Genomic DNA, 25,649 nt, shown 5'->3' on the forward strand with positions numbered 1-25,649 from the left:
GGTACCGGACTACGGGGTCTCCAGCGCGGCAGGGGCCGCCGGCGCCGCCGGCATCCCGGGCAGCTCGTCCGTGTACTGCAGGGCGATCCAGAGCTCGGCCCGGGCCTGCGCCTGGTTGAGATCCAGCTCCAGCAGCTCCGCGAGCATGCCGATCTGCCGGCGGATGCTGTTGCGGTGCAGACCGGTGGCTTTGGCCGTGGCATCCCAGCTGCCGTTCTCGCCGAGCCAGGCGCGGAGGATGCCGAGCAGGGTGTCCCGCCGCTCCGGTGCCAGCGCCAGCACGGGCGCCAGCAGCCGGGCGGCCAGCATGGCACCGGCCTCCTTGCCGAGCAGCCCGGCCACGGACCACGTCACGTCATCCACCCGGACGCTGCGTCCCGTGGTCCCGACGCGGCCGCGAAGGGACCAGGCCCGCTGGTAGGCCTCGGCGAGACCGGAGAGCTCGGTGGCGCTGCCAACCACGAGGCGCCAGCCGAGCCGTTCCACACCGGCCAGCAGGGCGTCGTCGACCTTCAGCCTGGTGATGGCGGCAAAACCGGAGTCCGTGATCTCCACCAGCTTGGTATCAAACATCCGGCGCCACTCCAGCAGCTCCCGCACGGGACTGTCGACGGGGCGGCCGGAGCGGCCCGGGGCGGCTGCAGTGCCTGCCGGCGCGGCCGTGCCGGCCGGGACTGCGGTGACCGCGGTGACTGCCGGGGCGTCGGGAGCCCCGGTAGGCTCCGGGCGGATGCCCAGGATCACCCGCAGCTGCCCGGACCGGGTGGAGGAGACGCTCTGCGCCAGCAGGTCCTTGAGTCCGTTGAGGTGGCGGGTGCCTCCGGACACCAAACTGTCCGGATGCAGCAGTAGCGCGGTGGCCAGCTGGCTGGGGGCCAGCGAGCCGCTGGTGCGCTGGCGCACCAGCAGTTCCAGCAGCCCGACGGCGGTGGAGACGACGCTGTTCTGGGCCGGGGTCAGTGGAGCGTCGGTGCCCAGGACCAGGGCGCCCAGATTGGCGTCCCGGGTGCTGCGCAGGGGATACCCGAAGACCAGCGCCGAACCTGCCGTGCCGAACGAGTCCAGCTCCACGCGCGGGCCGCTGCCGGAGAGCAGCCTCGCCAGCAGGGGCTGCAGCGTTGCCGCGTCCACGCCCGGCGTGGCGGGGGCTCCTGCTGCGCCGGCGATTCCGCGGGCACGCACCCGCCCGTCGGCCCCCACCAGGACCGCCCAGACCGGAACCCGCTGCACGAGGGCGGCCAGGAGCTCGTGTTCCGGCCGTGCCGACAGCACCGCGCGCATGAGCTGCCGGTTCGTGTCCGCGAGCTGCCGGAACGTCGTGGCGTTGTCCGATTCCAGCAGCTGCGAGAATGCCAGGCCGACGGCGGCGAAGGGAACGGTCTTCGGGACGGCCACGAGGGTCAGGTTGTGGCGCCGGCAGGCCTGCACCACGGCGTCGGGCACCGCGTCGAAGTACGGTTCCAGGCCGAAGCCCAAGGCGGAGACGCGGGCCCCGACCAGCCGCCGCACGTAGGCGTCCACGGGCTCCGCGGCGCCGCCCCCGCCCAGGAACGGGAGGCCGGCGGTGAGCAGGAACTCGCCGTCGAGCAGGTACGGGGTGGGATCCTCCAGCTCGCTCGGCTCCACCCAGCGCAGCCGCTCGGCCCAGTTGCCGCCGTCGTGCAGAACCGACAGCTCCGGCGGCAGCTGGCGCAGGAACTGCGCCAGGGTGACGAAACCCAGCCGCTCGGCGTCGTCAGCAGCCACGGCTGCCATGGGGGTCCAGGGGCCGGAGCTTAGGTGCATTTGGTCTCATGACTGAAGACTATAGGTCATTTTGCACAACCGTGAGAGCTGGCTCACAAGCCTAGGCTGGACGCGGGGAAAAAGACCACTACTGAAGAACGGACGTCAACGATGACTGTGCCAACTCTTATTGGAGAACGGCCACCGGCCACCACGGGCCGTCCCGGACTGACCGCGCAGCTGCTTCGCCGCAAGCCGATCGGGCAGCTCGTCAGCGAAGCCGAAAACGGCCACGATGGCACGCGGCTGGTCCGCAGCTTCGGTGTGCTGCAGCTGACGATGATCAGCGTCGGCGCCACCCTCGGCACCGGCATCCTGGTGATCCTGGGTGAATCCGTGCCGCTGGCAGGCCCGGCCATCTGGATCTCCTTCGCCATCGCCGGAGTCGCCGCGCTGCTCTCCGCCGTCTCGTACGCCGAGATGGCCGGGATGGTGCCCGCGGCAGGATCGAGCTACTCCTACACGTACGCGACGATGGGCGAAGGCATGGCCTGGATCTGCGGCTGGTGCCTGGTGCTCGAATACGCCGTCTCCGTGGCCGCCGTCGCCGTCGGCGCCGGCCAGTACGTCAACGAAGCCCTCGCCGTCTTCGGCCTGGCGCTGCCGGACGCCATCTCGCAGCCGCCCGGGGACGGCGGAGTGCTGAACGTGCCGGCGATCGTGATCGTGGTCCTGGCCATGGCGTTGCTGGTCCGCGGCGCCAAGGAAAGCGCCTGGATCAACACGGCCATTGTGGTGGTCAAGGTCGGCATCCTGGTGTTCTTCTGCGTTGTGGCCTTCACCGCCTTCAACGCCGCACACTTCGAACCGCTGCTGCCGATGGGCGCCGCCGGCGTCTCCGCCGCCGCCTCCCGGGTGTTCTTCTCCTACATCGGGTTCGACGCCGCCTCCACGGCCGGCGAGGAGGCCCGCAATCCGAAGCGCGACCTGCCCCGGGCCATCCTGCTCTCCATGCTGATCGTCACCACCATCTACGTGCTCGTCGCGGTCGCCGCGATCGGCGCGCGGCCCTGGGGCTGGTTCGACGGCACCGAAGCCGCCCTCGTAAAGATCCTGGAGGAGACAACCGGGCAGCCCTGGATTGCGCTGGTGTTCGCCGTCGGGGCCGTGCTGGCCATTGCCAGCATCGTGCTGACGGTCCTTTACGGCCAGACCCGCATCCTGCTGTCGATGTCACGGGACGGCATGGTGCCCAAGATCTTCGGCCGCGTCTCGCCCCGCACCGGCACTCCGGTGGCCGGGACCCTGATTGTGGGCACCGCCGTCGCCCTCACCGCGGGCCTCGTCCCGCTCGGGGCGCTGGCGGACGCCACCAGCATCGGCACGCTCTTCGCCTTCGCCCTGGTCAACGTCGCCGTCATCTACCTGCGGCGCCACCGGCCCGAACTCACGCGAAGCTTCCGCGTCCCGCTGTTTCCGCTGACCCCCATCCTCGGCGCCGCCATGTGCGGTTACCTCATGCTCAACCTCGGCGCGGACACGTGGGTGGTCTTCGGACTGTGGATGCTGGTGGGACTGGCCATCTACTTCGGCTACGGCCGCCGGCATTCCCGGGTGGCGGCGCTCAGTAACGAGGAATACCGTGAACTATCCGGCGCAGCCCCCTCCGACACCACGTCCTCACCCGAACCGATGAAAGCACACCACTCATGACAACCGCCACAGAACTCCCGGCCCCCGGACCGGCAGCGCCCGGCGCCGGCGACCAGGCCCCTATCACCATGCTGAATCCCGACTTCCCGTTCAGCTACGACCACTACCTGGCCCATCCGGACGGTCTGGGCGCCATCCCGGCCGGGCTCCACGGAACCGAAGTGGCCGTGGTCGGAGCCGGGCTCTCCGGGCTGGTGGCGGCTTACGAGCTGATGAAACTGGGCCTGCGCCCGGTCCTTTACGAAGCGGACCAGATCGGCGGCCGGCTGCGGACCGCGAGCTTCCCGTCCGCCGCCGGCGTCGTGGCCGACCTCGGCGGGATGCGCTTCCCCGTCTCCGGCAAGGCCTTCTACCACTACGTCGAGCTGCTCGGGCTGGAGACCCAGGAGTTCCCCAACCCGCTGGCGGCGGCGACCTCCAGCACGGTGATCGAGCTCGCCGGGCAGAAGCACTACGCCCGCACCCCGGCGGACCTCCCGCCGTTCTTCCGGGAGGTCGCGGAGGCCTGGAAGGCTGCCGTCAACGACGGCGCCAAGTTCACCGAGATGCAGGACGCCATCCGCGCGCGGGACACCGCCCGGATCAAGGAGCTGTGGAACGCGCTGCTGCCCCTGCTGGATGAACAGACCTTCTGCGGGTTCATCGCCGGCAGCGACTCGTTCAAGCAGGCCGGATTCGCCCACCGCGAGGCGTTCGGGCAGGTGGGCTTCGGCACGGGCGGCTGGGACACAGACTTCCCCAACTCCATCCTCGAAATCCTGCGCGTCGTCTACACCGACGCCGACGACGCGCACCGGCTTATCGCCGGCGGGGCGCAACGGCTCCCCGAGGCACTCTGGCAGCACGCGCCGTCGGGCATGGTCCACTGGCCGGAGGGAACATCGCTGGCATCGCTGCACGCCGGCGCCCCCCGGGGCGCCGTGGACCGGATCGCCCGGGACGGCAGCGGCGACTTCCGCATCCGGGAGCGGTGGGGCCGCGAGGCGGCCTATCCGGCCGTGATCACCACCTGCCAGTCATGGCTGCTGTCGACGCGGATCCACACCGAGGAAACCCTGTTCCCGGCAGAACTGTGGACCGCGATCGAGCGCTCCCACTACATGCAGTCCTCGAAGACCTTCGTGATGGTCGACCGGCCCTTCTGGAAGGACATCGATCCGGCGACGGGCCGGGAGGTCATGTCCATGACGCTGACCGACCGGTTGAACCGGGCCACCTACCTGCTGGACAACGGGCCGGAGAAGCCCGCGGTGATCCTGCTCTCCTACACCTGGAACGATGACGCGCTGAAATGGCTGGCCCTGGACGCGGACCAGCGGGTCGAGCTGATGCTGCACTCGCTCGAACAGATCTACCCGAACGTGGACATCGCCAGCCACATCGTTGGCCAGCCCATCACCGTCTCCTGGGAAGCGGACCCCAACTTCATGGGGGCCTTCAAGGCCAACCTGCCGGGGCACTACCGCTACCAGCAGCGCCTCTTCAGCCACTTCAAGCAGGACCGGCTCCCGGAGGGCCAGCGCGGGATCTTCCTGGCCGGCGATGACGTGTCCTTCACCGCCGGGTGGGCCGAGGGCGCCGTGACCACCGGGCTGAACGCCGTCTGGGGCGTCGTCAACCACCTGGGCGGGTCAGCGGCGGCCGGAAACCCGGGTCCCGGCGATGTGCTGGACGAACTGGGCCCGATCTCGCTGGACTGAGTCTCCCAGCGTGCTTAGCCGTGCAGGTCGCCGTGCGCCCGGGCCAGCTCCTGGTAGTGCGCCGCGTTCTGCTGCACGCCTGCGAACTCTTCGTCGGTAAGCTCACGGCGGACCTTGGCGGGCACGCCGGCGACCAGCGAGCGCGGCGGAACCACGGTGCCTTCCAGCACGACGGCGCCGGCAGCCACGAGCGAGCCGGCGCCGATGACGGCGCCGTTGAGGATGGTGGCGCTCATGCCGATCAGGCAGTCGTCCTCGACCGTGCAGCCGTGCACGACGGCGCTGTGCCCGACGCTGACCCGGGCGCCGACCGTGCAGGGGAAGCCCGGGTCGGCGTGCAGCACCACGTTGTCCTGCAGATTGCTGCCGGCGCCCACGCTGATCGCGGCGGTGTCGGCCCGGACGGAGACGCCGTAGAAGGCGCTGGAATTCTCGGCGAGCGTGGCCTTGCCGATCACCGAGGCGCTCGGTGCGATGAAGGCGGATTCGTGGACGGCCGGGGTGTCCCCGGCGAAAGCGTATATGGGAGCCATGCCTCCAGCCTAGGACACATTCCCGGCCCGTTGCGCTATCACCGCTGGTGGTTCTCAGGGCTGAGAACCACCACAAGTGATAGGTCAACGGGGGTTGAACCGGGGCCGGGGGTGAGTAGGATCGGGGCCATCAAAGGCCCTGTCCGGGAGGTGGTCCGTGGTGACGGAGAACGGGAAATTCCGACGAATGATGCGGCGGCTGGAGGAGTGGGACGGCCTCGACCCGGCCGTCCGGGCGGCGGAGCCGCTCGCAGGCCGGCTGGTGGCCAACCCCCGGCTGCGCAGCTTCTTCCGGGGTGACGCCACCGGCAGCATACCGCACGCCGTCGCCACCGATGTGCCGTTCGGGGCCTGGTTCATGGCCATCTTCCTGGACCTCTTCCCGGACGAGGGAACCCGCCGGGCAGCCACCCGGCTGGTGGCCCTCGGCGTCGTCGCGGCCGGCCCCACGGGAATCACCGGCTGGGCCGAATGGGCCCGGGCGGACCGCGCCACCCGACGCGTCGGCGTCGTCCACGCCGCGGCGAACGGCACTGCGACGCTGATCTTCCTGGCCTCCTGGGCCGCACGATCCCGTGGCCGGCACGACGTGGGCGTGCGGCTGGCCCGGCTCGGCGGCGTCCTGCTGATCGTGGGGGGTTTCCTGGGCGGGTACATGCGCAGCGTGCGCCGCCGCTGAGCCCGCGCACGGCCGGTTGCGCCATCACTTGTGGTGGTTCTCAGCCCTGAGCACGACCGCGAGTGATAGCGCTTCGGGGTTTTCAGGCATCGGGGGTATTCAGGCGGGGGAGCGGAACACGGTAAACCCGGCGCTTTCGGGACGATCCAGTTCGGGCGCGTCCTGTTCGGGCAGGACGACGGCGATCGGGGCGCCGGGCGCCGCTACCCTGCCGAGTTCGCGGACGACGTCGTCCCACTTCTCCGGCGGCAGCCCGGCCAGGGCGTCGACCGCCCACACGGACGGGAACGTCGAGTCGGCGAACGGCAGCGAACCGGCAGCGGCGACCGAGGCTTCCAGGCCGCGGGCCCGCGCGGCATGGATGTGCTCCTCGGACGGGTCCACGCCGGTGAAATGGATCCCGGCCTGGACAAAGCGCAGCCCGTCCGTGCCCGGGCCGCAGTCAAGGCCCAGGACCCCCTTGCGGCCCTCGGACTTGAGCAGGGCCACGAACTCGGTCAGCAGGTCTTCCCCGGAAAGTGCCATACCTCTATTCAATGACCGGGATCGGTTGAATACAACCGGTCTCAGTTGAATACAACCGGTGTCAGTTGAATACAACCGTGCGGTTGCCGTCCAGCAGGACCCGGTGCTCGGCATGCCACTGCACCGCCTGGGCCAGGGTGCGGCCCTCCACGTCGCGGCCCATCTGGACGAACTGCTCGGCCGTGCGCCGGTGGTCCACCCGGATGACTTCCTGCTCGATGATCGGCCCCTCGTCCAGCGCCGCCGTCACGTAGTGCGCGGTCGCGCCGATCAGCTTCACACCGCGGGCGTGGGCCTGGTGGTAGGGCCTGGCGCCCTTAAAGGACGGGAGGAAGGAGTGGTGGATGTTGATGGCCTTGCCGGTCAGCTCCTGGCACAGCTCGTTGGAAATGATCTGCATGTAGCGGGCCAGGACGGTGAGCTCGATGGCGTGCTCGGCCATCAGCGCGCGGAGCTCATCCTCGGCCTGGACCTTGGTGGCCGGGGTGACCGGGATGTGGTGGAAGGGGATGCCGTAGAACTCGGCCAGGCCGGCCAGGTTCCGGTGGTTGGACACGATGGCCGGGATCTCAATCGGCAGGGTGCCGGAGCGCTGCAGGAACAGCAGGTCGTTGAGGCAGTGCGCGGAGGTGCTGGCCATCAGCAGGGTGCGGACCTTCCGGCCGGCCGGGTTGAGGCTCCACTGCATGCCGAAGGCCTGGGCCACCGGCTCCAGGGCGGTGCGAAGCTCGAGCGAGGAAGCCGCCGTCGTCGCCTCGACGCGCATAAAGAACGTCCCGGTGCTCTGGCTGCCGTACTGCTGCGAGTCCGTAATATTGCAGCCCGCGATGAGCAGGGCACCCGCGACGGCGTGCACGATGCCGGGGCGGTCCGGGCAGGAGAAGGTCAGAACATAGGAAGCTGTCAGCTGGTCGTCAGTCACCCAGACAGCCTACCCGCGGGTAGGCGCCGGCTGGGGCAGAGCCGCCGGCCTGGGGTAGTCTGGATCCGTCGCAACTGGCGTTGGGTGGGCTAACCACCAGGGAGCGGCATTCACGAAGACCACGGATCGTACGCCTGGGCCGAGGGTCATGTTTGTCCGGTTGGCAGCACCCCGCTGCCGGCCCGCAGCGGCACCCCGCAACGGGTGCCGGCCCCTTTGGCGCGTCCCCGGTTTCGGGGCCGTAACCTAGGGACGCCGCGCGGGCCAGCCGGTAACCTGACCTTAAGCAGTGCCCGTCGCCTAGCCAGGAGTTCCCCGTGACCACCTCCCTTAGCCTTTCGTCAGCCGCCGTGAGCAACCAGCCGCTGGCCGAGCTTGACCCCGAAATCGCAGCCGTCCTCGCCCAGGAGCTGGGCCGCCAGCGCGGCACCCTGGAAATGATCGCCTCCGAAAACTTCGCCCCCCGCGCCGTGATGGAGGCCCAGGGTTCGGTCCTGACCAACAAATACGCCGAGGGTTACCCGGGCCGCCGCTACTACGGCGGCTGCGAATACGTCGACATCGCCGAGCAGCTCGCGATCGACCGGGTCAAGGAGCTCTTCGGCGCCGAATACGCCAACGTCCAGCCGCACTCCGGTGCCCAGGCCAACGCCGCGGCGCTCTCCGCGATGATCACCCCGGGCGACAAGATCCTCGGCCTGTCCCTGGCCCACGGCGGCCACCTGACCCACGGCATGAAGCTCAACTTCTCCGGCAAGCTCTACCAGGTTGCCGCCTACCAGGTCGAGGAAGACAATTTCCGCATCGACATGGACAAGCTCCGCGCCCAGGCCGTCGCCGAAAAGCCCCAGGTCATCATCGCCGGCTGGTCCGCCTACCCGCGTCACCTGGACTTCGCCGCCTTCCGTTCGATCGCCGACGAGGTCGGCGCGCTGCTCTGGACGGACATGGCGCACTTCGCCGGCCTCGTGGCCGCCGGACTCCACCCCAGCCCGGTCCCGTACTCCGACGTCGTCACCTCCACCGTGCACAAGACCCTCGCCGGCCCGCGCTCCGGGGTGATCCTGGCCAAGCAGGAGTGGGCCAAGAAGATCAACTCCAACGTCTTCCCCGGCCAGCAGGGCGGACCGCTGATGCACGTCATCGCCGCCAAGGCGGTCGCCTTCAAGATCGCCGGCACGGAGGAATTCAAGGAACGCCAGGAGCGCGTCCTGGAAGGCGCCCGGATCATCGCGGACCGGCTGAACCAGACCGATGTCTCCGACGCCGGCGTCTCCGTCCTCACCGGCGGTACCGACGTGCACCTGGTCCTGGTGGACCTGCGCAACTCCCAGCTCGACGGCCAGCAGGCGGAAGACCTCCTGCACTCGGTCGGCATCACGGTCAACCGCAACGCCGTCCCCTTCGACCCCCGCCCGCCGATGGTCACCTCCGGTCTGCGGATCGGCACCCCCGCGCTGGCCACCCGCGGCTTCGGCGCCGAGGAGTTCACCGAGGTCGCCGAGATCATCGCGACCGCGCTGAAGGCCGGCTCCGCGGCGGACATCGATGCGCTGCAGTCCCGCGTGGACAAGCTCGCCGCTGACTTCCCGCTGTACCCGCAGCACGAGCAGTGGTAGTCCATGACTCCTGCAGAGACCGCACCCACGGCTGAGACCGCAGCCACGGCTGACACCGCCCGGATTCTCGACGGACGGGCCACCGCCGCGGCGATCAAGGCCGAGCTCACCGAACGCGTCGCAGCGCTCAAGACCCGCGGGATCGTTCCCGGCCTGGGCACCATCCTGGTCGGCTCCGACCCGGGCAGCACCTGGTACGTCGGCGGCAAGCACAAGGACTGCGCCGAGGTGGGCATCACGTCGATCCGGCGCGACCTGCCGGAGGACACCACCCAGGAGGAGCTCCTGGCCGTGGTCCGGGAACTCAACGACAACCCGGAATGCACCGGCTACATCGTCCAGCTCCCGCTCCCCAAGCAGATCGACCAGGACGTCATCCTGGAGGCCATGGACCCCGAGAAGGACGCCGACGGGCTGCACCCGATGAACCTCGGCCGGCTCGTGGCCAACGTCGGCGGACCGATGAAGTCCCCGCTGCCCTGCACCCCCAAGGGCTGTGTTGAGCTGCTGACCCGGCACGGCATCAGCCTCAACGGCAAGCGGGTGCTGGTGGTGGGCCGCGGGGTCACGATCGGCCGCCCGGTGGGCCTGCTGCTCACCCGCAAGGACGTCAACGCCACGGTCATCCTGGCCCACACCGGCACCGTTGACCTTCCCGCCGAACTCCGGCAGGCCGACGTCGTGATCGCCGCGGCCGGCCAGCCGCACATGATCAAGGCGGCGGACCTTAAGCCGGGGGCCATCGTGCTCGACGTCGGCGTCAGCCGCGTCGACGACGGCTCCGGCAAGGCCGTGGTCACCGGAGACGTGGACCCGGCAGCGGCCGACGTCGCGGCCTGGCTGTCCCCGAACCCCGGGGGAGTGGGCCCGATGACCCGCGCGATGCTGCTGGCCAACGTGGTGGAAACCGCCGAACGGCAGCTGGCCGAGGCGGACACCGCCGCAGCCGTCTAGTTCCGGAGCCTAAGAAGTCCCGAACCTCAGGGCGCCCCTCCCGTCCGGAGGCGGCGCCCTGAGCCGTTTAGGCCCCGGACATCACGGATCAGCAAACGTCTGGATTTTTTACGAAAAGACCCTTTCATAGTCCGGCGGCATCCACTACCGTGATTCGGGTGCCTGAACTCGTCTCCAAAGAATCCTCACCCAAGGACGCTCATGTGAGCAGCCCCGCCGAAGCCGGCCCGCCGCAGTATGTGATCACTGCCGAGAACCTGACGAAGCGCTACGGCGACGTCGTCGCGGTCGACGAAATCTCCTTCTCCGTGCCCGCCGGCGAGGCGTTTGGCCTGCTCGGCCCCAACGGCGCGGGCAAGTCCACCACCATGAAGATGATCGGCGGGGTGTCCCAGCGGACCTCCGGGAACCTGAGCATCATGGGCCTGGACCCGGACCGGAACGGACCGGAGGTCCGCGCGCACCTGGGCGTCGTCCCGCAGCAGGACAACCTGGACGAGGAACTCAAGGTCAGGGACAACCTGCTGGTCTACGGCCGCTACTTCGGCCTGCCGATGAGCTACCTCAGGCCCAAGGCGGACGAGCTGCTGGAGTTCGCGCAGCTCACGGACAAGGCGAAGTCCAAGGTGGACGCCCTCTCCGGCGGCATGAAGCGCCGGCTCACCATTGCGCGCTCCCTGATCAACGAACCCCGGATCCTGCTGCTGGACGAACCCACCACCGGGCTGGACCCGCAGGCCCGGCACATCCTCTGGGACCGGCTGTTCCGGCTCAAGGAACAGGGCGTCACGCTGATCCTCACGACCCACTACATGGACGAGGCCGAGCAGCTCTGCGACCGCCTGATCGTGGTGGACAAGGGCAAAATCATGGCCGAGGGATCACCCGCCAGCCTGATCCGCGAGTACTCCACCCGCGAAGTCCTCGAGCTGCGCTTCGGCTCGGAACGCAACGCCACGGTCGGCGCCGAACTGGAGGGCATCGGCGAACGGGTGGAAACCCTTCCCGACCGCGTCCTCATCTACGCGCACGACGGCGAGGCCGCCCTCGAGGAGGTCTCCGCGCGGGGGCTGCGCCCGGTGACCTCGCTGGTGCGCCGCTCCTCGCTCGAGGACGTCTTCCTGCGGCTGACCGGCCGGAGCCTCGTTGACTAGGAAAGCCGCCCTGCCGGAACAGCCTGCGGGGACCACGACGGCGGACGCGGCACCGGGCGCGCCGGCGGCCCCCGCCCTGCGCGCCCATTCCCCGGCGGTCTCGGCCGCCCGGGCCCGGCGCTACGGGTCCCTGTACTTCGCCGAACACGTCCTCCGGGTGATGAAGAGCTACGGCTGGACCATCGTGATGTACGGCGTCGGGCAGCCCGTCGCCTACCTGTTCGCGATGGGCGTGGGGCTGGCGACGCTGGTCGATACCAACAGCGAGGCCGGCTTCGGCGGGGTCAGCTACCTGACCTTCATCGCGCCGGCGCTGCTGATCTCGGCCGCCGTGATGACGGCCGCGAACGAGTTCACCTTCCCGGTGATGGACGGGTTCAAATGGCGCCGGATCTACTACGGGCCGCACGCCTCGCCGCTGACGCCCCAGCAGATTGCGTTCGGCCAGGTCCTGGCCGTCACCGCCCGGTTCCTGCTGCAGTCGGCGATCTACTTCGTGGTGGTGGCGCTGTTCGGCGCGGCACCGAGCGGCTGGGGCTGGGTCTCGATCCTGGTCGCCTGCCTCGCCGGGCTGGCCTTCGGGCTGCCGCTGATGGCCTACGCCGCGTCGATCAAGGAGGACAAGGGCCAGTTTGCCATGGTGATGCGGTTCATCGTGATGCCGCTGTTCCTGTTTTCCGGCACCTTCTTCCCGCTGGATACCCTGCCCGTCGCCGTGCGCTGGATCGGCTGGATCTCACCGATCTGGCACGGCACCGAACTGGGCCGGGTGTTCAGCTACGGCTACCAGGAGGCGCCGCTGCTGACCATCGCGCACCTGGTCTTCCTGCTCGCCCTCACGGTGCTCGGCTGGGTCCTGACCAAGCGCCAGTTCGTCAAGAGGATGGGCGGATGAGCGCGCTCAGCACCAGCCACAGCGACACCGAGGCCGCCCGCAACCGGAAGTTCGGGCCACTGTACTCACGGAACGTCCGCGCCGTCGTCGCCCGCGGGCTGATGGCCACCAAGAGCAGCAACTGGATGGTGATGCTCTCCGGCTTCTTCGAGCCCGTGCTGTACCTGATCTCGATGGGGGTCGGCCTCGGCGCGATCGTCGGCTCGGTCCAGGGCCCGGGCGGCGGGGAGATTTCCTACGCCGCCTACATCGCCCCGGCGCTGCTGGCCGTCTCCGCGATGAACGGCGCGGTCTACGACTCCACCTGGAACGTGTTCTTCAAGATGAACTTCGCCAAGCTCTACCAGGGCATGCTCTACACCTCGCTGGGCCCGCTCGACGTTGCGATGGGCGAGATTTTCCTGGCCCTGCTGCGCGGCCTGATGTATGCCACCGGGTTCACCGCCGTGATGGGGGTGATGGGGCTGATCACCACGCCGTGGGCCATCCTGATGATCCCGGCCGCGGTGCTGATCGCATTCGGCTTCGCGAGCTTCGGCATGGGCATCACCAGCTTCATGAAGACCTTCCAGCAGATGGACTGGATCAACTTCGTGATGCTGCCGATGTTCCTGTTCAGCGCCACCTTCTACCCGCTGAGTGTGTACCCGCAATACATCCAGTGGCTCATCCAGGCGATGCCGCTATGGCATGGTGTGGAGTTGCTCCGGCAGATCAGCGTCGGTGTCTTCACCCCCGCCACCGCGGTCCACATCGGCTACTACCTCGCCATGATCGCCTTCGGGGTGCTGCTGACCACCGGGCGGCTGCGCCGGCTGTTCCTCAAGTAGGCGTTCGCCGGGGGTGGAAGCGGGCCGGGGCCCTGCGCGGGTTTGCGATAATAGGCTCATGCAACCTCTGGGCAACTCCGCGTCTTCCAAGCCGTCCGCGTACAACGCCGCCACGGGCAAGTTCTCGCTCCTCCGCATCAGCGGGCCCGGGATGATGGTGTTCATCGTCGCCTTCGTGGTTGCGGTCATCTTTGCCGCGAACCAGAACGACGTCGTGGGCTGGGTCGTGGCGATCATCGCCGGCTTCTGGCTCGCCCTGGCCTCGTTCGTGGTGTTCAGCATCCAGAAGGCGGCCAAGAAGGCCGGCGCCAAGCTGACCGAAGCGCAGAACGCGTTCAACGCGGCGGCCGGCCGCGCGCCGTCGTCGGGCAGTGTGGACCACGGCAGCACCCGCCTCAGGGAGGTCCGCCGCGAAGCGGACGAAGTCCGGGACCTGAAACTGGACCACTCGTTCAAAATTGTGCAGGTGCAGGTCCGCGTCGTCGAGCAGGAGCGGGCGAAGGGCGCCGCGTCGGACCAGGAAACGATCCGCCGGGCGCTGGAGACCATCGAAATCACCGCCACAAACGCCCGGGACATGATCAAGCACTCCGGCGGCAGCGACGAGCCCGTCTCCGGAACCATTGTCGACTAGAGTGGATCGGGTGAGTTCGGCATTGAAGAAGGACAACCTTCGCATCGCATCAGTTAACGTCAACGGCATGCGCGCCGCCTACCGGAACGGCATGGCGGAATGGCTTGAGCCGCGCGAAGTGGACATCCTCTGCCTGCAGGAAGTCCGGGCGCCCGACGCGATTGTGCATCAGCTGCTCGGCGACGGCTGGTTCATCCTGCACGCCGAAGCCGAGGCCAAGGGCCGGGCCGGAGTTGCCATCGCCTCCCGCGCCGAACCCCAGCAGACCCGGGTGGGCATCGGCGACGACTATTTCGCCACCGCCGGCCGCTGGGTCGAGGCCGACTACATCGTGCGGAACGCCGCCGGCGAGGCTTCCCAGCTGACCGTGGCCAGCGCCTACGTGCACTCCGGCGAGGCGGGCACGCCGAAGCAGGACGACAAGTTCCGTTTCCTCGACGTGATGGTCGACCGGCTTCCCGAGCTGGCCAAGCACAGCGACCACGCCCTGGTGGTGGGCGACCTCAACGTCGGCCACACCGAGCTGGACATTCGAAACTGGAAGGGCAACGTCAAACGTGCCGGCTTCCTCCCGGAGGAGCGCGCGTACTTTGACCGCTTCTTTGGCGAGGACATCGGCTGGAAGGATGTTCACAGGGGCCTGGCGGGTACCGTCGACGGCCCCTACACTTGGTGGTCGCAACGGGGACAGGCCTTCGACAACGACACCGGCTGGCGCATTGACTATCACATGGCCACGCCCGCCCTCGCTGCTTCCGCAGTGTCAGCCGTTGTTGACCGGGCGCCGTCCTGGGACACCCGCTTCTCCGACCATGCTCCGCTGGTAGTGGACTACCAGCTCTAGTCTTAAGGCTCCCACGAATGACCTCTCCTTCCACTGTGACCCCCGTCAACGGCGCTGCCGCCGAAACCGTCGCAGCCGCCGCCACCGCCACCGCCGCCGCTGACTTCGTCGCCCCCGCATCCGGGGTCCGCCAGCGCATCCTCTCCGGCATGCAGCCCTCGGCGGATTCCCTGCACCTGGGCAACTACCTCGGCGCCCTGGTGAACTGGGTCAAAATGCAGGACGAGTTCGACGCGATCTTCTTCATCCCGGACCTGCACGCGATCACCGTGCCGCAGGACCCGGCGGAACTTGCCCACCGCACCCGCGTCACGGCCGCGCAGTACATTGCCGGCGGCGTGGACGTGAACAAGTGCACCCTCTTTGTCCAGTCCCAGGTGCCCGAGCACGCCCAGCTGGCCTGGGTCCTGAACTGCATCACCGGCTTCGGCGAGGCCTCCCGCATGACCCAGTTCAAGGACAAGGCATCGAGGCACGGTTCGGAGCAGGCAAGCGTCGGCCTCTTCACATACCCGGTGCTGCAGGCCGCGGACATCCTGCTCTACCAGCCGCACGGCGTGCCGGTGGGCGAGGACCAGCGCCAGCACGTGGAACTCAGCCGCGATCTGGCCCACCGCTTTAACACCCGCTTCGGTGAGACCTTCAACGTTCCGGCGCCCTTCATCCAGAAGGACTCCGCGAAGATCTATGACCTGCAGAACCCCACCGCCAAGATGTCCAAATCGGCGGAATCACCGGCGGGCCTGATCAACCTCCTGGATGACCCTAAGGTCATCGCCAAGCGGATCAAATCCGCCGTGACGGACGCGGAGACCGAGATCCGCTTTGACCGCGAGGCCAAGCCCGGCGTCTCCAACCTGCTTACCATCTACTCGGCCATCACCGGGCAGAGCGTAGAGGCCCTCGTCGGGGCGTACCAGGGCAAAATGTACGGCCACCTCAAGGTCGACCTGGCCGAGGTCGTGGCGGATCGTCTCACCCCCATCCGGGACCGGGCCAACGAATTGCTGAACGACCCCGCGGAGCTTGACAGGCTGCTGGCACTCGGCGCGGACAAGGCCCGGGAGATCGCCTCGGTCACCCTGCGCGACGTCTATGCCAAAGTGGGTTTCCTGCCCTACGCCGGAACCCACGGAGTACGCTAGCGCGATGTCCGCCGTCAGCAAAGTCACCGCGAAGAAGCCGAAACGCGCCACCGCGCGCGCCGTCGTCAGCGCCGCTCCGGACTCCGCTCCGGGCAACGGACAACGCTCCGACGGCATCAGCATCGGCGTGATCCTGGGATTCCCGGCGGAGGTCGCCGAGGAGCTCCAGCGCTGGCGGGCCTCCTTCGGCGATCCGATGGCGGCCGTCATCCCGGCCCACATCACGCTCGTGACCACCACGATGACCCAGGACTGGGAAGCGACCCGCAACCACGTGCGTGAGATCGCCAGCAAGCAGGAGCCCTTCAGCGTGACCATCGCCGGGACCGGGTCCTTCCGGCCGGTCTCCCCGGTGGTGTTCCTCAACGTCGAGGACGGCTTCGGGGACTGCGTCAGCCTGCACCGGCAGCTCCAGACCGGGCCGCTGGAGCGGGACCTGCCGTTCGCCTACCATCCGCACGTCACCGTCGCGCACGACGTCGCTCCCGAAAGCCTCGACGAGGCCGAAACGGTGCTCAAGGATTACCGGGCCACGTTCCCGGTGGCTAGCATGGGTCTCTACGAGCACGACGACAATGGCATCTGGCAGCTACGGGAAGAGCTTGACTTTGGGACCGAACCTGACCACGACCGAGGCGAGGACGGTGCAGCAGCCGCCCGCTGAGCCGCCGCTGCCCACCGAACTGGCCCGGCTGAAGCTGGAAGTCATCCGGAAAAGGGTGGACTGGGGAAAGTCCCGCCGTTCGGGCGGGGGACTGGCGTCGCTGCTGGCGATGGTGCAGTGGCTGCTGGCCCGGTTCAACACCGTCCGGCCGCTGCGCGCCTTCCAGCACTACGGGCGCCAACACGGCCCGCTGCTGAGTGCCGGCATCGGCTTCCGGATGTTCTTCTCCGTCACGGGCCTGCTGGCCACCGGATTCTCCCTGGCCGGCCTGGTCCTGCGCGGCCAGCCGGCCCTGCTGGACCAGATCATCAAGAGTGTGGCCATAACGGCGCCCGGCCTCCTGAAGGTCGACGGCGGCGAGGGGCTGGTTGATCCCTATGACCTGCTGAACCCCACAGGCCTCGGCTGGACCGCCCTGATCGCCGCGGTGGTGACGGTGGTGACGTCCCTGGGCTGGATCAGCGGCATCCGCGACGGTGTGCGGGGCATGATGCGGCTCGGCCCGCGGGGCATCAACCCGGTCCTGCAGGTCCTGCGTGACGCCGGCACGCTGCTGCTGCTCGGAGTTGCCCTGGTGCTCAGCGCCGCAGCGTCCCTGGTGTTCGGCACCGCGGCCGACTGGGTGACCGGGCTGCTGCGGCTTGATCCGCTGCTGGCCGGGCCGCTGACCACGTCGGTCACGATCCTGGTGCCGCTGCTGCTGGGCTGGGGTACCGCCGTGATCATGTTCCGGTTCGCCGCCGGGCTGAAGCTGGCGCGGCGCTCCCTGCTGGAAGGAACCGTCCTCGCCGCGGTGGGCACCACGGTGCTGCAGATTTTCAGCACCCAGCTGCTGGCCAGCGCCGGAAAGAACCCCATCCTGGCACCCTTCGCGATCATCATCGGCCTGCTCATCTGGTTCAACCTGGTCAGCCAGGTCTACCTGATCTGCGCCGCCTGGGCGGCGGTCCGGGAGGAGGACCTCAAGCACGGGCCAGCGGCCAGGAAGACCGGCTGGGGCCCCCGGCAGGTCCAGCCGGGAAAGACGCCGGTGGACGCCGGCGAGAGCAGCCGCCCGGCCGGGGCTACCCGGTGGCGTCGAGGTACTGGTCGGCCCACGCCGAGATAATCTTCGCGGCACGCGCCGCCTGGCCCTTGGCAGTCAGCAGATGGTCGCTGCCTTCGAGGGAGACGAAGCTGCGCGGATGCCGTGCGGTCCGGAAGATCGTGCTGGCGTTCTCGATTCCGACGGTGTTGTCGGTGGGGGAGTGGAGCACCAGGAGCGGCTTGCCCAGCCGCCGGATGCAGTCCGTGAGGTCGGCGTTCTCCAGGTCCTCGACGAAGTGCCGGCGGATCTCCACGCGTTTGCCGCCCAGGTCGACTTCGGCGCTGCCGTCGCTGAGGATCCGGTCCAGTGCCGCGTCAAAGACGTGCGCCACGTGCTTGGGCGAGAACGGGGCGCCGACGGTGGCGACGGCGTCGAGCTCCGGGATTTTCCGTGCGGCCGCCAGCACTGCGGCGCCGCCAAAGGAATGACCCACCAGCAGCGAGACCGGCCGGCCGGACTCGCGCATGAATTCGGCCGCCTTCACGGTGTCCGCGACCTTGTGGCTGAAGGAGCCCTCCGACCAGTGCCCGGCGGATTCGCCGAGGCCCAGGTTGTCGAAGCGCAGCATGCCCACCCCGCTGTCCGCCAGCGCCTTGCACATCCTGGACGCCGAGGGGCTGTCCTTGCCCAGCGTGAAGCCGTGCGAAAACACTCCCCAGCCCTTCACGGGCCCCTCCGGGACATCGACGATGCCGGAGAGGACCCCGCCGGTGGAACCCTGGAAGGAGACTTTTTCGGAGCGGGACACGTGGACCTCTTCGCTGTTTCTTGGCCGGACGACGACGGCGCCCCCACCCAAAGGTGAGAGGCGCCGTCGTCGTCGTTCTTGTGGTACTGGTTCTTTAGGTTCTGACTCTGGGTTCCGGCGAACCGGTTCCTAGATCTTGCGGGACAGGATGGCCTGCTTGACCTCGGCGATGGCCTGCGTGACCTGGATGCCGCGGGGGCAGGCCTCGGTGCAGTTGAAGGTGGTGCGGCAGCGCCACACACCTTCCTTGTCGTTGAGGATCTCCAAGCGCATGTCGCCGGCATCATCGCGGGAATCGAAGATGAAGCGGTGTGCGTTGACGATGGCCGCCGGGCCGAAGTACTGGCCGTCGGTCCAGAACACCGGGCAGGACGAGGTGCACGCGGCGCAGAGGATGCACTTGGTGGTGTCGTCGAACCGCTCGCGGTCCTCGGCGGACTGCAGGCGTTCCTTGGTGGGCTCGTGGCCGCGGTTGATCAGGAACGGCATGACTTCGCGGAAGGACTGGAAGAACGGTTCCATGTCCACGATCAGGTCCTTCTCCACCGGGAGGCCCTTGATCGGCTCGACCGTGATGGGCTTGGACGTGTCCAGGTCCTTCAGCAGGGTCTTGCAGGCGAGGCGGTTGCGGCCGTTGATGCGCATGGCATCGGAGCCACAGACGCCGTGCGCGCAGGACCGGCGGAAGGAGACGCTGCCGTCGATTTCCCACTTGATCTTGTGCAGGGCGTCCAGGACACGGTCGGTGCCGTACATGGTCACGTGGAAGTCGTCCCAGGTGGACTCGTCGGAGACTTCCGGGTTGTAGCGGCGCACCTTCAGGTGGACGTCGAAGGACGGGATCTCCCCGCCGCCCCCGATGTGGGCGGGCAGTTCGACCTTGGAGGCTGGCTCAGCAAGTTCAGCGGTCATCTTAGTACTTCCTCACCATCGGCTCGTAGCGCGTAAAGACCACCGGTTTGGTGGAAAGCCGGATGCCCGCAATGGCCTCCGCGGAACCATCCGCCGGGGCATGCTCATCCTTGTACGCCATGGAGTGCTTCATGAATTTTTCGTCGTCGCGCTCGGGGAAGTCCTCGCGGAAGTGCCCGCCGCGGGACTCCTCGCGGTGCAGGGCCGCCACGGTCATGACCTTGGCGAGCTCCAGCAGGAAGCCCAGTTCCACGGCCTCGAGCAGGTCCAGGTTGAAGCGCTTGCCCTTGTCCTGCACACTGATGCGCTGGTACCGCTCCTCGAAGGACGCGATGTCCGTCAGGACCTGGTTCAGCGTGTCGGCGGTGCGGAACACCTGCATGTTGGCGTCCATCGTGTCCTGCAGTTCCTTGCGGATTGCAGCGACCTTCTCGGTGCCGTCAGCGGTGCGGACGTGCTCCAGCAGGTCCAGGGTGTAGGCCTCCGGGTCACCCGGAAGGTCCACGAATTCGGCGGTCTTGGCGTATTCCGCGGCGGCAATGCCGGCGCGCTTGCCGAAGACGTTGATGTCCAGCAGCGAGTTGGTGCCCAGCCGGTTGGAACCGTGGACCGAGACGCAGGCGACCTCACCGGCGGCGTAGAGGCCCGGGACAACCGTGTCGTTGTCCTGGAGGACTTCGGCGGTGATGTTGGTGGGGATGCCGCCCATGGCGTAGTGCGCCGTCGGGAAGACCGGTACCGGCTCCGTGTAGGGCTCGACCCCGAGGTAGGTGCGGGCGAACTCCGTGATGTCCGGCAGTTTGGCGTCGATGTGCGCCGGCTCCAGGTGCGTCAGGTCCAGCAGGACGTAGTCCTTGTTCGGGCCGCAGCCGCGTCCCTCACGGACTTCGTTGGCCATCGAGCGGGCCACGATGTCGCGGGGGGCGAGGTCCTTGATGGTCGGGGCGTAGCGCTCCATGAAGCGCTCACCCTCGGAGTTGCGCAGGATTGCGCCTTCGCCGCGGGCGGCCTCGGAGAGCAGGATGCCCAAGCCGGCGAGTCCTGTCGGGTGGAACTGGTAAAACTCCATGTCCTCCAGCGGGATGCCGCGGCGGAACGCGATGCCCATGCCGTCACCGGTGAGGGTATGGGCGTTGGACGTCGTCTTGAAGACCTTGCCGGCGCCGCCGGTGGCGAACACCACGGACTTGGCCTGGAAGACGTGCAGCTCGCCGGAGGCGAGGTCGTAGGACACGACGCCGGCGACGCGCTTCTGCTTGTACGGCGTGCCGTCCTCGCGGACAGCGTCCTCTTCGACGGTCAGCAGGTCCAGCACGTAGTACTCGTTGTAGAACTCGACGTTGTGCTTGACGCAGTTTTGGTACAGCGTCTGCAGGATCATGTGGCCGGTGCGGTCCGCGGCGTAGCACGCCCGGCGGACCGGGGCCTTGCCGTGGTCGCGGGTGTGGCCACCGAAGCGGCGCTGGTCAATCCGGCCCTCGGGCGTGCGGTTGAACGGCAGGCCCATCTTTTCCAGGTCCAGGACGGCGTCGATCGCTTCCTTCGCCATGACCTCGGCGGCGTCCTGGTCAACCAGGTAGTCGCCGCCCTTGATGGTGTCGAAGGTGTGCCACTCCCAGTTGTCCTCTTCGACGTTGGCCAGCGCCGCGCACATGCCGCCCTGCGCCGCGCCGGTGTGGGAGCGGGTGGGGTACAGCTTGGTCAGTACTGCTGTTTTGGCGCGCTGACCTGATTCGATCGCCGCGCGCATCCCGGCGCCACCGGCACCGACGATCACGACGTCGTACTTATGGACCTGCATACCAGACGCTCTTTCTCTCAAAATTCGCTAACAACACCGGCCGGCGGAGCCGGCGCGGTGAAACCTCGTGGAAATCCCGTGCCTGCGCTGGCAGGCATTGATTGGGTGCCGCTGGGGCTGCGCCGCTACGGCGCGGGGCAGAAGCCGCCGGGCAGCTGGACACCGTTGACCACGGGGCACGGGTCAAAGGTGAAGATGACCAGGGTGCCGAGGATGATGATGACGGTGGTGGCCGTGTAGAGCACAATCTTCAGCCACAGGCGCGTGGCGTCCTTCTCGGCGTAGTCGTTAATGATGGTGCGCACACCGTTGGTGCCGTGCAGCATCGCCAGCCACAGCATGGCCAGATCCCAGATCTGCCAGAACGGGTCGGCCCACTTGCCGGCCACGAAGCCGAAGTCGATCGCGTGGATGCCCTCGCCGACCAGCAGGTTGACGAACAGGTGTCCGAAGATCAGGACGACCAGGACCACGCCGGACAGCCGCATGAAGAGCCACGCGAGCATTTCGAAGTTGCCTTTGGAACCGCCGTGGCGGCGGTACTGCGGCGCAATCCGGCCGCTGCCTACCTTCGCAGCGGGCGCCTTGGCGCTGCGTGGGCTCTGAATTTCAGTTGCACTCATGGCTAGTGACCTCCAAGGGCGAGGGAAAGGTGGCGGATGGAGAAGCCCACCATGACGACTACCCAAAGAATGAGCACCGTCCACAGCATCTGGCGCTGGTACTTCGCGCCCTTCTTCCAGAAGTCGACGGCGATGATCCGCAGGCCGTTAAAGGCGTGGAACACGATCGCTGCAACAAGGCCCGTTTCACCCAGGGCCATCAGGGGGTTCTTGTAGGCACCAATCACGGCGGTGTAGGCCTCGGGGGACACACGCACCAGTGAGGTGTCCAGCACATGGACCAACAAGAAGAAAAAGATCACTACACCGGTAATGCGGTGTCCAACCCAGGACCACATGCCTTCACGGCCGCGGTACAAGGTGCCAGCTGGTTTTGTCGGCACTGAATAAACCTCCCTGCAACACAGCGGCGCTGGCATGGGATCCACGCGGGGGGAACGCCTGCTGCGAGAGCACTCATAAACTCAAGCCTAAATCTAGGCTTCGCTCACAGCTTATTCAATTCAGCCGCCCGTTGGTGACGGCGCCCGGCGCGGTTTCCGACCGGTTTTGAGACGAACGCCACATTCCTCTTGCGTGACGGGACGGCTTCAGGGTGGCTTCGGGACGGAGCCAGGGCGGTTTCGGCGGGCCGTCCATGCCGTGTCCACCGCCGGATCACGGAGCCTTGCACTGCGTTCAGCTAAAGTAGCCGTGATGAATACAGACAAAGCGACAAGCCAGGACTCACTACAAGACTCGGCCCTGAGCCGATTTATTGCCGTGATTCCGGCCGGCGGGGTGGGGACCCGCCTCTGGCCCCTGTCGCGGGCTGCCGCCCCCAAGTTCCTGCACGACCTCACCGGCTCGGGCAGTACCCTGCTGCGATCCACCTACGACCGGCTGGAGCCGCTCGCCGGCAAACACATGCTTGTGGTGACCGGCATGGCCCACCGCGACGCGGTCTGCCGCCAGCTTCCCGAGATTGACGACGCGGACCTGGTGCTGGAGAGCGAGCCCAAGGACTCCGGTGCCGCCATCGGTCTCGCCGCCGCGATCCTGCACGAACGCAATCCGGACACCATCATGGGATCTTTCGCAGCGGACCAGGTGATCAGCCCGGACGAACTGTTCCATGAGGCCGTCCGGGAGGCGATCCACGCTGCCGCGGCCGGGAAGATCGTTACGATCGGCATCAAGCCCACGCACCCCTCCACCGGTTTTGGCTACATCCGGTCCGGGAAGAACCTCGGCGTGGCCGGTGCCCCCAGTGCCCAGACAGTCGTTGAGTTCGTGGAGAAGCCCAGCGAAGAGGTCGCCCAGGAGTATCTCGACAGCGGCGAATATGTCTGGAATGCCGGGATGTTCGTGGCCCCCGTCTCGCTGATGCTCAAACACCTCGAAGCCAACCAGCCCGAGCTTTTCGCCGGCGTGCAGGAAATCGCCAAGGCCTGGGACACGCCGCAGCGCGAAGAGGTCAAGGCCCGCGTCTGGCCCACGCTGCCCAAGATTGCAATTGACTACGCCGTGGCCGAACCGGCTGCGGCCGCCGGCGACGTGGCCGTCGTACCCGGAACCTTCCGCTGGGACGACGTCGGGGACTTTGCCTCGGTCGGCCGGCTTAACAGCGCTAAGGAAGTCAAGGACGTCACAGTGATCGGCGAGGGCGCCCGCGTCTTCACCGAGGATGCCAGCGGCGTCGTGGTTTCCGATACCAAACGGGTGATCGCGCTGATCGGCATCAAGGACGTTGTGGTGGTGGACACCCCGGATGCCTTGCTGGTGATGCACAAGGAACACTCGCAGCGCGTGAAGCAGGCCGTGGACGCCCTGAAAGCCAGTGGAGACACGGACGTCCTCTAGTCCTGCGGAGGGCTCCGGGCGGCGGCTATCCGCCGCCCGTCGGGGCGGGCGCAAGTGTTTCCCGGGCCGTAACGCGCCGTACGGGATGCCGCTATTCTTTGTGCGCTCGCTAGAGTTAGGCCGTGCGCAATTACTCTACTGAGACTGAACCCACCACCCTGGTGGGGCCGTGGCTCGAGCCTCTGCTCCCGGAACTGATCGCCTTCCGCCGGGACCTGCACGCACACCCGGAGCTGTCCTTCAAGGAGTTCCGCACGACGGACAGGCTCGCGAAGCGCCTCGAGGAAGCAGGGCTCAAGCCCCGGCTCCTCGAAGGCACGGGCCTGACGGTGGACATCGGCGAGGGTCCAATCGCCACCGCCCTGCGCGGCGACATCGACGCCCTGCCCATCATCGAGGAGACGGGCCTCTCCTTCGCCTCGAAGAACCACGGCGTCACCCACGCCTGCGGCCACGACGTGCACACCGTCACCATGCTAGGCGCCGCACTGATCCTGCAGCGGATGCATGAGGAGGCACCGCTGCGCGGCACCGTGCGGATCATCTTCCAGCCGGCCGAGGAAACCATGCCCGGCGGCGCGCAAAGCTGCATCGAACAGGGCGTCCTCGACGGTGTTCCCCGGATCTTCGCCCTGCACTGCGATCCCCGGATCGAGGTCGGCAAGATCGGCACCCGGATCGGGGCCATCACCTCCGCCTCCGACACCATCAAGATCGAACTGACCGGCCGCGGCGGGCACACCTCACGCCCGCACCTGACCGAAGAGCTCGTCTTTGCCCTGGCGCAGATCGCCATCAACGTTCCGGCCGTGCTCTCCCGCCGAGTTGACGTCCGCAGCGGCGTCTCCGTGGTCTGGGGCCAGATCTCCGCCGGCTCCGCCCCCAACGCGATCCCGGCCAGCGGCTACATGGCCGGCACGATGCGCTGCCTGGACCGCGACGCCTGGCACGACGCCGGGGAAATCCTCGACGAGGTCGTGCAGCAGATCGCGGCCCCGTACGGCGTCGACGTCCACCTGGAACACACCCGCGGCGTGCCTCCCGTGGTTAACTCCGAACACGAGACCGCCCTGATCGAAGCCGCGGCCCGCGCCGAGATCGGCGAAGGCGCCGTGGTCCTGACGCCGCAGTCCATGGGCGGCGAGGACTTCGCCTGGTTCCTCGCGGACCTCCCGGGCGCCATGATGCGCCTCGGCACCAAGACCCCCGGCGGCGAGGAATACGACCTGCACCGCGGCGACTACATCCTGGACGAACGCGCCCTGGGCCTGGGCATCAAGGTCCTCACCGCGGCAGCCCTGCGCACCCTCCGCGACCTCTAAGCAATCGCCCACGGGCGCCCGGACCCGCGCACGGGCCCGCGCCGCGGGCGCCGAGGTGAGACTTGGCGCCTATCCCGGAGCGCACCATGGGCGCGAACCCCGACCTCGGGTACCGCGGTGGCGGAAGCTGGGGCAATTGAGTTGTGCACAATCTAATTGTGGACTATCGTATTCATATGACCAATGCTCCCCGCCTGAACCGGCAACTGTGCTTTGCGATGTACTCGGCCTCCCGGGCCGCGACAAAGGCGTACCGGCCGCTGCTCGACGAACTCGGCCTGACCTACCCGCAGTACCTCGTCATGCTGGTGCTGTGGGAAGAGGAGCCGCGGAGCGTCCGCGAGCTGGGGGAGGAGTTGGGGCTCGACTCCGGCACACTCTCCCCGCTGCTCAAGCGGCTCGAGTCCCTCGGCCTGGTGGAACGCAGGCGGTCGGCCGAGGACGAACGCCGGGTCGAGATCTTCCTGACCGAGGAAGGCACCGCGCTGAGCGCACGGGCCACGGGCATCCCGCAGCGGCTCGTCGATGCGGCCGGGCTGACTCCTGCAGAACTTGACCAGCTTCGGGAGACCCTCGGTCGGCTCGCCGCCGCGCTGCACACCGCCCGCTGACGCCCGCGCGCCGACGTGGCAGACGACGCCGGCGTCGAAATCGCGGGAGGCGCTCCCGCTCGCCGGAAGTTCGGTATATATCAAGCTGTTGGTGACAGCTGGTTGGTTTCTTTGTAGTTGATGCCGGCGTGGCTGGGGGCGCCCGGGACGGTGGGCCTGCGGTGGTA

At 67.9% G+C, this 25,649-nt stretch carries 25 protein-coding genes and 1 riboswitch; of the genes, 16 read left to right on the top strand and 9 right to left on the bottom strand.

From position 1 onward, the window contains the following. Positions 1–9 precede the first annotated feature (9 nt). On the bottom strand, positions 10–1,755 hold the full coding sequence (locus AC50X9_RS17975) for a PucR family transcriptional regulator (protein ID WP_494895743.1): 1,746 nt from the start codon (positions 1,753–1,755) through the stop codon (positions 10–12). Positions 1,756–1,896: 141 nt separating this feature from the next. Between AC50X9_RS17975 and AC50X9_RS17980 the strand changes: the two genes are divergently transcribed. Both AC50X9_RS17980 and AC50X9_RS17985 read left to right on the top strand, forming a co-directional pair. Further along, on the top strand, positions 1,897–3,438 hold the full coding sequence (locus tag AC50X9_RS17980) for an amino acid permease (protein WP_494895745.1): 1,542 nt from the start codon (positions 1,897–1,899) through the stop codon (positions 3,436–3,438). Further along, on the top strand, positions 3,435–5,138 hold the full coding sequence (locus tag AC50X9_RS17985; RefSeq protein WP_494895747.1) for a flavin monoamine oxidase family protein: 1,704 nt from the start codon (positions 3,435–3,437) through the stop codon (positions 5,136–5,138). Before AC50X9_RS17980 ends, AC50X9_RS17985 begins: the two co-directional genes overlap by 4 nt. A 14-nt stretch (positions 5,139–5,152) precedes the next feature. On the opposite strand, the gene AC50X9_RS17990 is transcribed toward AC50X9_RS17985, so the two are convergent. After that, positions 5,153–5,671: a gamma carbonic anhydrase family protein gene (locus tag AC50X9_RS17990; protein ID WP_494895749.1), complete on the bottom strand. Its 519-nt coding sequence runs from the start codon at positions 5,669–5,671 to the stop codon at positions 5,153–5,155. A 187-nt stretch (positions 5,672–5,858) separates the two neighbouring features. On the opposite strand from AC50X9_RS17990, the gene AC50X9_RS17995 reads away from it, so the two are divergent. Beyond that, positions 5,859–6,350 carry a DUF2231 domain-containing protein gene (locus tag AC50X9_RS17995; protein ID WP_494895751.1) on the top strand — a complete coding sequence of 164 codons (492 nt, stop codon included), beginning with the start codon at positions 5,859–5,861 and terminating at the stop codon, positions 6,348–6,350. A gap of 99 nt (positions 6,351–6,449) precedes the next feature. On the opposite strand, the gene AC50X9_RS18000 is transcribed toward AC50X9_RS17995, so the two are convergent. Continuing rightward, positions 6,450–6,875, bottom strand: a complete 426-nt coding sequence (locus AC50X9_RS18000) for a class I SAM-dependent methyltransferase (protein WP_494895753.1) — start codon at positions 6,873–6,875, stop codon at positions 6,450–6,452. Positions 6,876–6,936: 61 nt separating this feature from the next. After that, positions 6,937–7,797 carry a formyltetrahydrofolate deformylase gene (gene purU, locus AC50X9_RS18005; RefSeq protein WP_494895755.1) on the bottom strand — a complete coding sequence of 287 codons (861 nt, stop codon included), beginning with the start codon at positions 7,795–7,797 and terminating at the stop codon, positions 6,937–6,939. Between the two features lie 60 nt (positions 7,798–7,857). Next, positions 7,858–7,944, top strand: a riboswitch (ZMP/ZTP riboswitch). Between the two features lie 170 nt (positions 7,945–8,114). Between purU and glyA the strand changes: the two genes are divergently transcribed. The 10 genes from glyA (at position 8,115) to AC50X9_RS18055 (ending at position 17,644) form a co-directional block, all read left to right on the top strand. After that, positions 8,115–9,416 carry a serine hydroxymethyltransferase gene (gene glyA, locus AC50X9_RS18010; protein ID WP_494895761.1) on the top strand — a complete coding sequence of 434 codons (1,302 nt, stop codon included), beginning with the start codon at positions 8,115–8,117 and terminating at the stop codon, positions 9,414–9,416. 3 nt (positions 9,417–9,419) lie between these two features. After that, entirely contained in the window at positions 9,420–10,370 is a 951-nt protein-coding gene (locus AC50X9_RS18015; protein ID WP_494895764.1) for a bifunctional methylenetetrahydrofolate dehydrogenase/methenyltetrahydrofolate cyclohydrolase, read from the top strand. Positions 10,371–10,573: 203 nt separating this feature from the next. Beyond that, positions 10,574–11,524: an ABC transporter ATP-binding protein gene (locus AC50X9_RS18020; RefSeq protein WP_494895766.1), complete on the top strand. Its 951-nt coding sequence runs from the start codon at positions 10,574–10,576 to the stop codon at positions 11,522–11,524. 10 nt (positions 11,525–11,534) lie between these two features. Continuing rightward, positions 11,535–12,419, top strand: coding sequence for an ABC transporter permease (locus AC50X9_RS18025; protein ID WP_494895799.1), 885 nt, complete (start codon positions 11,535–11,537; stop codon positions 12,417–12,419). After that, positions 12,416–13,249, top strand: a complete 834-nt coding sequence (locus tag AC50X9_RS18030; RefSeq protein WP_494895768.1) for an ABC transporter permease — start codon at positions 12,416–12,418, stop codon at positions 13,247–13,249. Before AC50X9_RS18025 ends, AC50X9_RS18030 begins: the two co-directional genes overlap by 4 nt. A 58-nt stretch (positions 13,250–13,307) precedes the next feature. Then, entirely contained in the window at positions 13,308–13,883 is a 576-nt protein-coding gene (locus AC50X9_RS18035) for a hypothetical protein (protein WP_494895770.1), read from the top strand. A gap of 10 nt (positions 13,884–13,893) precedes the next feature. Continuing rightward, positions 13,894–14,727 carry an exodeoxyribonuclease III gene (locus AC50X9_RS18040; protein WP_494895772.1) on the top strand — a complete coding sequence of 278 codons (834 nt, stop codon included), beginning with the start codon at positions 13,894–13,896 and terminating at the stop codon, positions 14,725–14,727. Positions 14,728–14,744: 17 nt separating this feature from the next. Next, positions 14,745–15,872, top strand: a complete 1,128-nt coding sequence (gene trpS / locus AC50X9_RS18045) for a tryptophan--tRNA ligase (RefSeq protein ID WP_494895774.1) — start codon at positions 14,745–14,747, stop codon at positions 15,870–15,872. A gap of 4 nt (positions 15,873–15,876) precedes the next feature. Next, the gene (locus tag AC50X9_RS18050; RefSeq protein WP_494895776.1) at positions 15,877–16,536 is read left to right on the top strand and encodes a 2'-5' RNA ligase family protein; all 660 of its coding nucleotides are present in this window, start codon (positions 15,877–15,879) and stop codon (positions 16,534–16,536) included. Between the two features lie 55 nt (positions 16,537–16,591). Then, a complete protein-coding gene (locus AC50X9_RS18055; protein WP_494895805.1) occupies positions 16,592–17,644 on the top strand; it encodes a YihY/virulence factor BrkB family protein in 1,053 nt (350 codons plus the stop codon). Here the strand turns inward: AC50X9_RS18055 and AC50X9_RS18060 are convergent. The 5 genes from AC50X9_RS18060 to sdhC form a co-directional block, all read right to left on the bottom strand. Then, positions 17,601–18,371, bottom strand: coding sequence for an alpha/beta hydrolase family protein (locus AC50X9_RS18060; RefSeq protein WP_494895778.1), 771 nt, complete (start codon positions 18,369–18,371; stop codon positions 17,601–17,603). The genes AC50X9_RS18055 and AC50X9_RS18060 overlap by 44 nt on opposite strands. A 129-nt stretch (positions 18,372–18,500) precedes the next feature. Then, positions 18,501–19,283, bottom strand: a complete 783-nt coding sequence (locus AC50X9_RS18065) for a succinate dehydrogenase iron-sulfur subunit (protein WP_494895782.1) — start codon at positions 19,281–19,283, stop codon at positions 18,501–18,503. 1 nt (position 19,284) lies between these two features. Continuing rightward, positions 19,285–21,084 (bottom strand): succinate dehydrogenase flavoprotein subunit, encoded by a 1,800-nt coding sequence (gene sdhA, locus AC50X9_RS18070; protein WP_494895787.1) that lies wholly within the window; start codon positions 21,082–21,084, stop codon positions 19,285–19,287. Between the two features lie 125 nt (positions 21,085–21,209). After that, a complete protein-coding gene (locus AC50X9_RS18075) occupies positions 21,210–21,707 on the bottom strand; it encodes a succinate dehydrogenase hydrophobic membrane anchor subunit (protein WP_494895789.1) in 498 nt (165 codons plus the stop codon). A gap of 2 nt (positions 21,708–21,709) precedes the next feature. Next, positions 21,710–22,090 carry a succinate dehydrogenase, cytochrome b556 subunit gene (sdhC, locus tag AC50X9_RS18080; RefSeq protein WP_084507261.1) on the bottom strand — a complete coding sequence of 127 codons (381 nt, stop codon included), beginning with the start codon at positions 22,088–22,090 and terminating at the stop codon, positions 21,710–21,712. 313 nt (positions 22,091–22,403) lie between these two features. Here sdhC and AC50X9_RS18085 point away from each other — a divergent pair, with 313 nt between their 5' ends. The 3 genes from AC50X9_RS18085 (at position 22,404) to AC50X9_RS18095 (ending at position 25,482) form a co-directional block, all read left to right on the top strand. Further along, on the top strand, positions 22,404–23,549 hold the full coding sequence (locus AC50X9_RS18085; RefSeq protein ID WP_494895791.1) for a mannose-1-phosphate guanylyltransferase: 1,146 nt from the start codon (positions 22,404–22,406) through the stop codon (positions 23,547–23,549). 122 nt (positions 23,550–23,671) lie between these two features. Next, positions 23,672–24,871, top strand: a complete 1,200-nt coding sequence (locus AC50X9_RS18090; protein ID WP_494895793.1) for an amidohydrolase — start codon at positions 23,672–23,674, stop codon at positions 24,869–24,871. 176 nt (positions 24,872–25,047) lie between these two features. Continuing rightward, positions 25,048–25,482 (top strand): MarR family winged helix-turn-helix transcriptional regulator, encoded by a 435-nt coding sequence (locus AC50X9_RS18095; protein ID WP_494895795.1) that lies wholly within the window; start codon positions 25,048–25,050, stop codon positions 25,480–25,482. Positions 25,483–25,649: the final 167 nt, after the last annotated feature.

Source organism: Pseudarthrobacter sp. HLT1-3 (genome assembly GCF_059383535.1).

Bases quoted from the DNA above. Each gene is read 5' to 3' on its own strand.
- AC50X9_RS18095 (WP_494895795.1), top strand. From the start codon at position 25,048: ATGACCAATGCTCCCCGCCTGAACCGGCAACTGTGCTTTGCGATGTAC.
- AC50X9_RS18030 (WP_494895768.1), top strand. From the start codon at position 12,416: ATGAGCGCGCTCAGCACCAGCCACAGCGACACCGAGGCCGCCCGCAAC.
- AC50X9_RS17985 (WP_494895747.1), top strand. From the start codon at position 3,435: ATGACAACCGCCACAGAACTCCCGGCCCCCGGACCGGCAGCGCCCGGC.
- AC50X9_RS18085 (WP_494895791.1), top strand. From the start codon at position 22,404: ATGAATACAGACAAAGCGACAAGCCAGGACTCACTACAAGACTCGGCC.
- AC50X9_RS17975 (WP_494895743.1), bottom strand. From the start codon at position 1,755: ATGGCAGCCGTGGCTGCTGACGACGCCGAGCGGCTGGGTTTCGTCACC.
- sdhA (WP_494895787.1), bottom strand. From the start codon at position 21,084: ATGCAGGTCCATAAGTACGACGTCGTGATCGTCGGTGCCGGTGGCGCC.
- AC50X9_RS18075 (WP_494895789.1), bottom strand. From the start codon at position 21,707: ATGAGTGCAACTGAAATTCAGAGCCCACGCAGCGCCAAGGCGCCCGCT.
- AC50X9_RS18065 (WP_494895782.1), bottom strand. From the start codon at position 19,283: ATGACCGCTGAACTTGCTGAGCCAGCCTCCAAGGTCGAACTGCCCGCC.
- trpS (WP_494895774.1), top strand. From the start codon at position 14,745: ATGACCTCTCCTTCCACTGTGACCCCCGTCAACGGCGCTGCCGCCGAA.
- AC50X9_RS17995 (WP_494895751.1), top strand. From the start codon at position 5,859: ATGATGCGGCGGCTGGAGGAGTGGGACGGCCTCGACCCGGCCGTCCGG.
- AC50X9_RS17990 (WP_494895749.1), bottom strand. From the start codon at position 5,671: ATGGCTCCCATATACGCTTTCGCCGGGGACACCCCGGCCGTCCACGAA.
- AC50X9_RS18000 (WP_494895753.1), bottom strand. From the start codon at position 6,875: ATGGCACTTTCCGGGGAAGACCTGCTGACCGAGTTCGTGGCCCTGCTC.
- AC50X9_RS18050 (WP_494895776.1), top strand. From the start codon at position 15,877: ATGTCCGCCGTCAGCAAAGTCACCGCGAAGAAGCCGAAACGCGCCACC.
- AC50X9_RS18035 (WP_494895770.1), top strand. From the start codon at position 13,308: ATGCAACCTCTGGGCAACTCCGCGTCTTCCAAGCCGTCCGCGTACAAC.
- AC50X9_RS17980 (WP_494895745.1), top strand. From the start codon at position 1,897: ATGACTGTGCCAACTCTTATTGGAGAACGGCCACCGGCCACCACGGGC.
- AC50X9_RS18015 (WP_494895764.1), top strand. From the start codon at position 9,420: ATGACTCCTGCAGAGACCGCACCCACGGCTGAGACCGCAGCCACGGCT.